Raw genomic sequence first — 8059 nt, 5'->3', positions numbered from 1 at the left:
CCTGCACGGCGAATTTGACTTCTCCGACGACGCCCTCAAAGACTCCCTCCGCTTTGACATCGAAGCCCTCTTCGCCTTCAACTGGGAGCAGGCTCGGGCTCTGGCCGATTAACTTTTGGACCAAACTTTTAACCAAGGCCGGCTTGGGGCGAGCGGCTTTGCTGGCCAAGCGCAGCACTTCGGCGCGGAAGGCGGCGTCACAACGCCGACGTTCGGCGAATTGGGAGCTGTCTTTCATGACGTTCGAAAGATAAGACCCTATTATGTCCACATTTACCCGGCCACCTCAACTGACCGTCTCCCCATTGCTGGCGCAGCCAGTAGAGGTGTAGCGCGAATTTATGTAGTCCTCGCTCGGCAAAGCCAAACGCGACTTCGGGTCCAAACTTTCAATTAAAGCCAGTTATGAGATGGTCAATTGCAGACCTGTTGGTTACCCGTCGACTGCCTTATTGAGATAATTAGCGGGATGTGCTAAAGAGGATGTCCGCAATACGCGGCCCTTGGTCCTGTGAATGCTCCGGATGGTGTAATATTTTTTGCAGGGGTAGGAAGGTCCAATACTTTTGAATCATTCCTAGCAACTAAAGCCGGTGGCGCAGTTAACAAGTAGTCACCATAGTCAAAATTGTCTGGCTTACAAAAGGCTACAAGCAGGTAACTGTTCGTCAATCCCGTTAATACAGCCTTTCTTTTCCTCTCCTTATTAATCGCCCCAAATCGTCATGAAAAAAGGTAATGACAGCTACTTTGCTACAGAGCAATACGATTTCAAGCCATTCAGCGAGGACGACCTAGCGATGGTCATGGGCGGCGGCGGCGAGGAACAGTCACTAGACTTCTGTTCCAAAGAAGGGGCCTTCGAAGAAGACGAGGACGATTACCTGCTTTAAAATACTGCCGGGGTGCCCTTGCTTCCCACTGCCTACCCCGGCCCCAGCATTTCCCACCGCCTACTTCACGGCCGTGGTAGTGCGGTGGTAGTCCCGAGCGGCATGCTCCGCTACCCCCGCTAACCTTAAAACGAATCCGGATTTTGAGTGCCTTTCTGTTGGCCGACAGGAAGACTATTGCCCGCTACCAGTTGCCAGCATCACCGGTTAAGCCACTGATTAGCAATTTCTTATTTTTCCACATTTACCACTTACCAAGATGAAAAAAGTACTTTTCACCGACCAGCTCGACCTGAGCAAAGACATCGTTGCCAACCTGACCGAGGAGCAGCTCCAGCAAATTGAAGGCGGTGCCGGCGCCGATGCCGATACCTCCTGCACCAGCGGCAACGGCTCGTGTGTCATCATCATCGTGACGACCACGCCCGAGGGCGCGTCCAGCGAAGACTAATCCCGTCGGCTGATGGTGATTGGCTCTGCCCTGAACCTTCACCTTACCCCTCCCCGTGCTCGCTATGGCACCCCCTGGCGTGATAGGCACAGCGGCGAGCTCCTCACCTTCAGCCCGGACTAGTTGCCCTTAAAGCAGACACGCGCGAGCGTGTCTGCTTTAAGCAAACTGCTACTTTGTAAAAACTTGATAAGCAATAAAATAGAAATGTAAATACGGTAGCAGAGCAAACTATAAAAAAAGCGCTAAACCTACCGCCCAGTCCATAAAAAATGAATGCCGGCCACGGCGCCGTTTTGCCTGCCCGTCCGAACGTGTTTTTCCGCACCTAGCGCCATGCGTACTTCGCTCACTTCCCTTGATTTTTACCTGCTGCGGCTGCCCGCGCTGCCCGTTAGTGGACTGCTGCGGCTGCATGCGCACCGTGAGCCGGCGGCCCTGGCGCAAGCGCTTCACGTGCTCTACCAGTCCCCGGAAATCCAGGAGGCGATTTACCTGGCTAGTCCCGAGTTATACCAAGAGTTACGCAAGTGGTTGTCCAAACCGGTCGCCGGCGACGGGGCCCAGGACGAACGCCTGCTGCTGACGCTCTACAAATACATGCTGCGCATGAGCAGCCGCAGCACGCCCTATGGGCTGTTTGCCGGCTTCAGCACGGGCAGCATCGGCACGGCCGCTACGCAATTGCAGCTGGCTGCCGGCTCCGGGCGCGCCCACAAGCACGCGCGCCTCGACATGAACTACGTGGCCGAGGTGACCCGCCAGGTGGCGGCCGAGCCCACGCTCAAGGCGCAGCTCAAGCTATTTATCAACACGAGCTTGTACAAAAAAGAGCAGACTTACCGCTACTACGAATACCGCATGCGCAACAAGCGCCGGCATTACTACCTCATAGCCCTCAAGGCCTCGCCTTATCTCGACCAGGTGCTGGCGGCGGCCCAGGTGGGCGCTACGCCGGCGCAGCTGCAGGCCCTGCTGGGCACTGCTGGCGTGGCCGAAGACCGGGCCGAGTCTTATGTAACGCAGTTGGTGGCCGCGCAAGTGCTGGTGAGCGAGTTGGACCCCACCGTGACGGGCCCCGAGTTTTATCAATGCCTCGTGGCCAAAGTAGCGGCCCTGAGTCCGGCCCATCCCCAGCTGGGGCCTTTGCAGGAAATCGACGCGCTGCTTGGGGCCGCCCAAACCGGGGTGCCGACTTACCAAGCCGTGCAGGCGATTGTGCGCGAGTCGTTTCCGGCTGCGACCAGCAAGGATTTGATTCAGACCGACCTGCGGCTGGACATGACGCACAATTCATTGAGTCAATCGGCGGTGGGCGAGCTCACTCAAGAGCTAAACGAGCTGGCTGACCTCTACCGAGTGGGCGTGCCGCCCGACCTGCAAGCCTTCATCAAACGCTTTGTGGAGCGCTACGAGGGCCAGGAAGTGCCGCTGCTTGAAGTGCTGGATGGCGAAGCCGGCCTGGGCTACGGCCCCATCGCGGGCAGCAAAGCCAACCACACCCCCTTCGTGGACGGCGTACGGGTGCCCCGCAAGCCCGGTACCCCACAAGTTTCGTGGACGGCCTACCGCCAACTTGTCTTCCGCAAATTTCAGGAACGCCCGGTCAACAGCACGGCTCCGGTGGTACTCACCGAGCAGGACCTGACGGCCCTGGTAGCGGCCACCAAGCCCACCCAATTGCCCGCCACGCTGTTTGCGATGGGCAGCTTTCTGGCCCCGGATGCCGCGGCCCTGGACCGGGGCGAGTTCAAGTTTCAACTGGTGAATTTCGCGGGGCCGGGTGCCATGCCGCTGCTGGCCCGTTTTGCCCACGCCGACGCCGGCCTGGCCGCTCAACTGCAGGCCTGTGGGGCGCAGGAGCAAGCCGCCGCCGGCGAAGCCCTGCTCGCGGAAGTGGTGCACCTGCCCGAAGCGCGGGTGGGGAACATCCTCCAGCGGCCCCAGCTGCGGGCCTATGAAATCCCGTTTTTGGGCCAGGCCTCGGTGCCGCTCGACCAGCAGTTGCCCGTGGGCGATTTGCTTGTGTCGGTGCAGCAGGGGTGCGTGGTGCTGCGCTCCAAGCGCCTCAACCGGGTTGTGCAGCCCCGTCTCACTTCGGCTCACAACTACCGCAACGGACTGGCCATTTACCGCTTTCTGTGCGACTTGCAGCAGCAGACCGAGCCCTTCAACGTGCTCTGGGACTGGGGCCAGCTGGGCACGCAGTCCTTTTTGCCGCGGGTTGAGTACAAGCGCATCATCGTGCGCCGGGCGCAATGGCTGCTGCCGGCCGAAGCGCACGACGAGGTGGCCGCGCTTTGCACGCCGGCCGGCCTGGCTGCTTTTCGGGAGCGCTACCAATTGCCCGGCCGCGTGATACTGGCAGAGGGCGACAACGAACTGCTGCTTGACTTCGACTGCCCACTGGCCGTTACGCTGCTGGCCCAGCGCCTCAAAAAAGGGGCGGCGCTGCTCACCGAGTTTGTGCAATGTCCGGCCTCGCAGCTACTCACCGACGGGCAAGGCGAGAGCTACCTCCACGAGGTCATCATTCCCCTGGCCCGTGCCGGGGCGGCCGTGCCAGCACCTGCGCCAGTTCAGGCCGCTGCTGCGGAGCCCGCCGTGCAGCGCTCCTTCGCCCTTGGCAGCGAGTGGACCTACTTAAAGGTGTATTGCGGCGCAAAGTGGGGCGACAAGTTGCTGACCGACCACCTGCGACCCTGCCTCGAAGAATTCGAAGCCCAGCACATCGTGCAGAAGTGGTTTTTCATTCGCTACAACGACCCGCACAACCACCTGCGCCTGCGCCTGCTGCACGACGGCAGCCCCGCCAAGGTGGCGGCCATCATCGCGGGTCTGCACCAAGCGTTGGCCGGGTTGCAGCAGGCCGGGGTGGTGCAAACCATTCAATACGATACTTACCACCGGGAACTGGAGCGGTATGGGGCCGCCACGATGGAATTCAGCGAAACCGTGTTTCACCACGACAGCCGGGCGGTGGTGCAATTCCTGGACCTGCTGGAAGGCGACGAGGGCGAGCGTTACCGGTGGCTTTTCGCCCTGCGCGGCGTCGATGAGATGCTGAGTGCCTTCGGCTTGGCGCCGGCGGCCAAGCTGACCCTGGCCGAGCAGCTGTACCACAGCTTTTTTCAGGAATTCAACGGGAATGCAGACCTCACGCATCAGCTCAATGACAAGTACCGCGCCGTGAGCCGCGAATTGGCCGGCTTCCTCGACTGCGCCCAGGACACTGCTTACACCGAAGACGCCGTGGCCGTGTTTGCCGCCCGTGGCACGGCCCTGGCGGCGGCTTATGCCGCGCTGCCCGCCGCGCCCGCCCGCGCCGCGCAAAAGCTGCTGCCGAACTACTTGCACATGTTTTTGAACCGCATTTTTTTGGCCAATCAGCGCCTGCACGAATTGGTGGTGTACCACTACCTGAGCAAGCACTACAAGTCGGTGGCCGCTCGCCAAAAAACTGTTTCACGCGCCGAATTGGCCTATCAATAGCCCACCGCAATGGAAAAGAGCCCCCTTTATTCCGCCGAAATCACCGAAATCATCGGCACGCCGCCCCGTTGGATAATGCGGGTGGGCGGTGGATTGCTGCTGGGCCTGGTGCTGGGCTTCGGGGCCCTGGCCGCGAGCATCAGCATTCCGGAGCAAAACGTGCTGGCCGTGCGCCTGCGGAACGCCACCCCGCCCTACTACCTGCGCCCGGGCCTGGCTAACGGGCAGCCGGCGGTGCCCGCCGGCCAGGTGGTGCGCCGGGGACAGCCGCTGCTGCATTACCCCCTCAACCCGGCCGCGGATGAGCGTGCCCCCTTCACGGGCACGCTGCTGTATGAAGACCTGGCGGCCGGTTCGCGCCGCGCCGGCGACACGCTGGGCTTGCTGGTTCCGCTTGCCACGGCCTACCGCTTCAGTGGGCGCTTGGCCGTGGGCCGGCTGCCCGAACTGCGCGCCGCCGGGGAGCTGCGCCTGGAAGTGCCGCTGGCCGGGCGCACCACCAGCCTGCTGGCATTGCGTGGCCACCTGACCTACCTGGACCCTGCGGTGCACGAGGGCACCGTGACTTACAACGGCCAACTCGACAGCCTGTCGGGTGTGGCGCTGGCCCGGCACTTTACCGGCCTCACCGCCCTGGATGGCACGTTGCTGCTGCCCCAGCCGGCCCGCCCCATCCTGCAGCGTCTGCTGGGCTACTAAACTGCCCCTTCCCGTGGGCCTGCTTCAATACCGGCCGATTTCCGACCCGACGTTCTGCTTGCTAAACCTGCATCATAAATTATACTTCGTATGAAAGCGCTTGTACCTAATCTGCGCCGCGGGGCCCTGCTGCTGGCCCTGCTGCTGACTTGGGCTACCCAGGGGGCCGCCCAAAATGTTGTCACCGGCACCGTGCTCGACTCCCTCAAACAGGAGGCCGTGCCTTTTGCCAATGTGGTGCTCAAGGCCGCCGGTGGCCAGGTGGCGCAGGCCGCCCTCACCGACGAGAACGGCCACTTCACGCTCCAAACCAAGCCGGGCAGCTACCAGCTGCAGGTGTTGCAGCTGGGCTTCGCCACCTACACCAAAGCCGTAACCCTGGCCGCCGGCACCGCTCCCCTCGACCTCGGCCCGCTGCCGCTGACCGCCGCTGCTCAAAAGCTGGAAGAGGTGGTGGTAATTGCCCAAAAGCCCCTGCTGGAGCAAAAGCCCGACCGGGTAACCATGAACGTGGCGGGCAGCCTGCTGGCGGCCGGCAACAGCGCCGCCGAGGTACTGGCCGCAGCGCCTTCGGTGCAGCTCATCAACGGGCGCGTCAGCTTCCGCGGGAAGGGAAATGTGCTCATCCTGCTTGACGGCAAGCGCCTTCCGGCCGGCACCAACCTCGAAACCTTGCTGGCCAGCATCCCGGGCGACCAGATTGACCACATTGAGTTGATTAGCAACCCTTCGGCCAAGTACGACGCGGACGCGTCGGGTGGGGTCATCGAAATTTATACCAAGCGGGCCAAGGGCTTGGGCTGGACGGCCAACCTGGGGGCCAACGCCCGCCAGGGCCAGCGAACCGGTGCCGGCCTCAACGCGGGCCTGCGCGTGAGCACGGCCGCCCTGGACCTCTCCGCCAGCGGCAGCTTCAACCGGCGCGGGGGCTTTGAGCGCAGCACCAGCGCGCGCACCCTGTACCAGGGCCGCACGCCCGTGGCCGGCCTGGCCCAGCGCAGCGACCTTGACAAGGTGAGCGAAGACGGCAGCTTTAGCGGCAGCCTCCACTACCACCCCAGCGCGCGGGCCACGGTGGGCGTGGACGTGGACGTGCTGCGCTCGGGCATTGACGCCACCGGCGCGGCCCAAACGGTGCTCAGCGAAAAGCAGGGGGTGACCACGAGCAACATTGCCCAGGACGTGCAGTTGCACGATGCCTTTTCCAACTACGCCCTTTTCTACCGCCACACCCTCGACAGCCTGGGCTCGACGCTGGGCGTGGCCGCCAACTACGCGGCGTACACCAACCGCCAGCAGCAGGCCTTTGCCCAGCAGGTGCAGGGCCCGCTCGACACGGTGCTGGCCAGCACCAGCTTTCGCAACGTCATTCCGGCCAGCTACCGCATCTACACCGCCGGGGCCGACTACGGCAAGCACTGGAGTCCCGCCACGCGCCTCGAAACCGGCCTCAAGTACACCGACACCCGCAACGAAAGCCGCCAGGAACTGACCCGCCTGGGCGCGGGCGGCGAATGGCAGCCCCAGCCCCTGACGCCCTTCTCGCAGCTGGGCTACCAGGAGCAGGTGGCCGCCGCCTACGCCAGCCTCAACCACACCACCGGGGCGCTGAGCCTGCAAGCCGGCTTGCGCGCCGAGCGCACCCATTACCAGGTAACGGGCGGCGTCGATTCGAGCTACTTCAACCTGTTTCCGAACCTGCGGGCCGACTACAAGTTCTCCGCCGACTACACCTCTTCGCTGGCCTACGCCAAGAACCTGCGCCGCCCCGCCTACGAAAGCCTCATCCCGTACGAACGGTTCGTGGACCCCTACACCACCCGCCGGGGCAACGCCCGCCTGCGGCCCGAATACGCCCACACGTTCTCCTGGAACCACCTCTACAAGGGCTTTGGCTTGCAACTGGCGTATACTCAAACGGTGGGAGCCATCTCGGCCGTGTATGTGTACGAGGCTGCCAACCTGCGCTTTGTGAGCACCCAGCTCAACCTGCCCCAGCGCCACCTGGCCAGCGCCACGCTCACGGCGCCCTGGGCGCCGGCTTCTTGGTGGAGCATCAACAACAGCGCCGTGGTGCAGTACCAGGAGCTGCGCTTTCCGAGTCCGCTCGCCGAAGCCGGCCTGCTCGCCAAGCACAAGGTGACGGTTACGCTCAGCACTGACCACACCCTGACCTGGGGCAGCGGCTGGTCGGCCCGCGTGTACGGGCTCTACAATTCGCCCTCGTTCAACGGCTTGTTTGATTTTGACGCTTACTCCTACGTGTCGGTGGGGCTGCGCCGGTCCTTCCTCCAGAAGCGGGCTTCGCTGAATCTGACGGTGGTGGACTTGTTCTACCAGACCAACTTTCGGGTATCGTCCACCCTGATACCGGTGGTGTCGGAGGAGTTGACGCGCAACGACACGCGCCAGGTGCGCCTGTCCTTCACCTACAACCTCGGCAAAGCGGATTTGAAGAGCAAATCCACCGGTCCCCGGGGCAACGCCGACGAGGTAAACCGCCTTGGCAAATAGCAGCTCGCTG

At 62.7% G+C, this 8059-nt stretch carries 6 protein-coding genes; 5 read left to right on the top strand and 1 reads right to left on the bottom strand.

Annotated features, from left to right (window positions below; translation table 11 throughout):
- A partial coding sequence (locus VF629_RS12410; RefSeq protein WP_331058802.1) for a hypothetical protein occupies positions 1-238 on the bottom strand: 238 nt, incomplete at its 3' end.
- A gap of 487 nt (positions 239-725) precedes the next feature.
- On the opposite strand from VF629_RS12410, the gene VF629_RS12405 reads away from it, so the two are divergent.
- From VF629_RS12405 to VF629_RS12385, 5 genes are all read left to right on the top strand, one after another.
- Positions 726-893, top strand: coding sequence for a hypothetical protein (locus VF629_RS12405; RefSeq protein ID WP_331058801.1), 168 nt, complete (start codon positions 726-728; stop codon positions 891-893).
- 259 nt (positions 894-1152) lie between these two features.
- Positions 1153-1344 (top strand): class I lanthipeptide, encoded by a 192-nt coding sequence (locus tag VF629_RS12400; RefSeq protein ID WP_331058800.1) that lies wholly within the window; start codon positions 1153-1155, stop codon positions 1342-1344.
- A gap of 336 nt (positions 1345-1680) precedes the next feature.
- Positions 1681-4836: a lantibiotic dehydratase gene (locus tag VF629_RS12395; RefSeq protein ID WP_331058799.1), complete on the top strand. Its 3156-nt coding sequence runs from the start codon at positions 1681-1683 to the stop codon at positions 4834-4836.
- Between the two features lie 9 nt (positions 4837-4845).
- Positions 4846-5535, top strand: coding sequence for a hypothetical protein (locus VF629_RS12390; protein WP_331058798.1), 690 nt, complete (start codon positions 4846-4848; stop codon positions 5533-5535).
- 90 nt (positions 5536-5625) lie between these two features.
- Positions 5626-8049, top strand: a complete 2424-nt coding sequence (locus VF629_RS12385) for an outer membrane beta-barrel protein (protein WP_331058797.1) — start codon at positions 5626-5628, stop codon at positions 8047-8049.
- Positions 8050-8059: the final 10 nt, after the last annotated feature.

This window comes from Hymenobacter sp., assembly GCF_036388155.1.
In the GTDB taxonomy this organism is placed as follows: domain Bacteria; phylum Bacteroidota; class Bacteroidia; order Cytophagales; family Hymenobacteraceae; genus Hymenobacter.
This window is presented reverse-complemented; position numbering and strand designations above follow the sequence as displayed.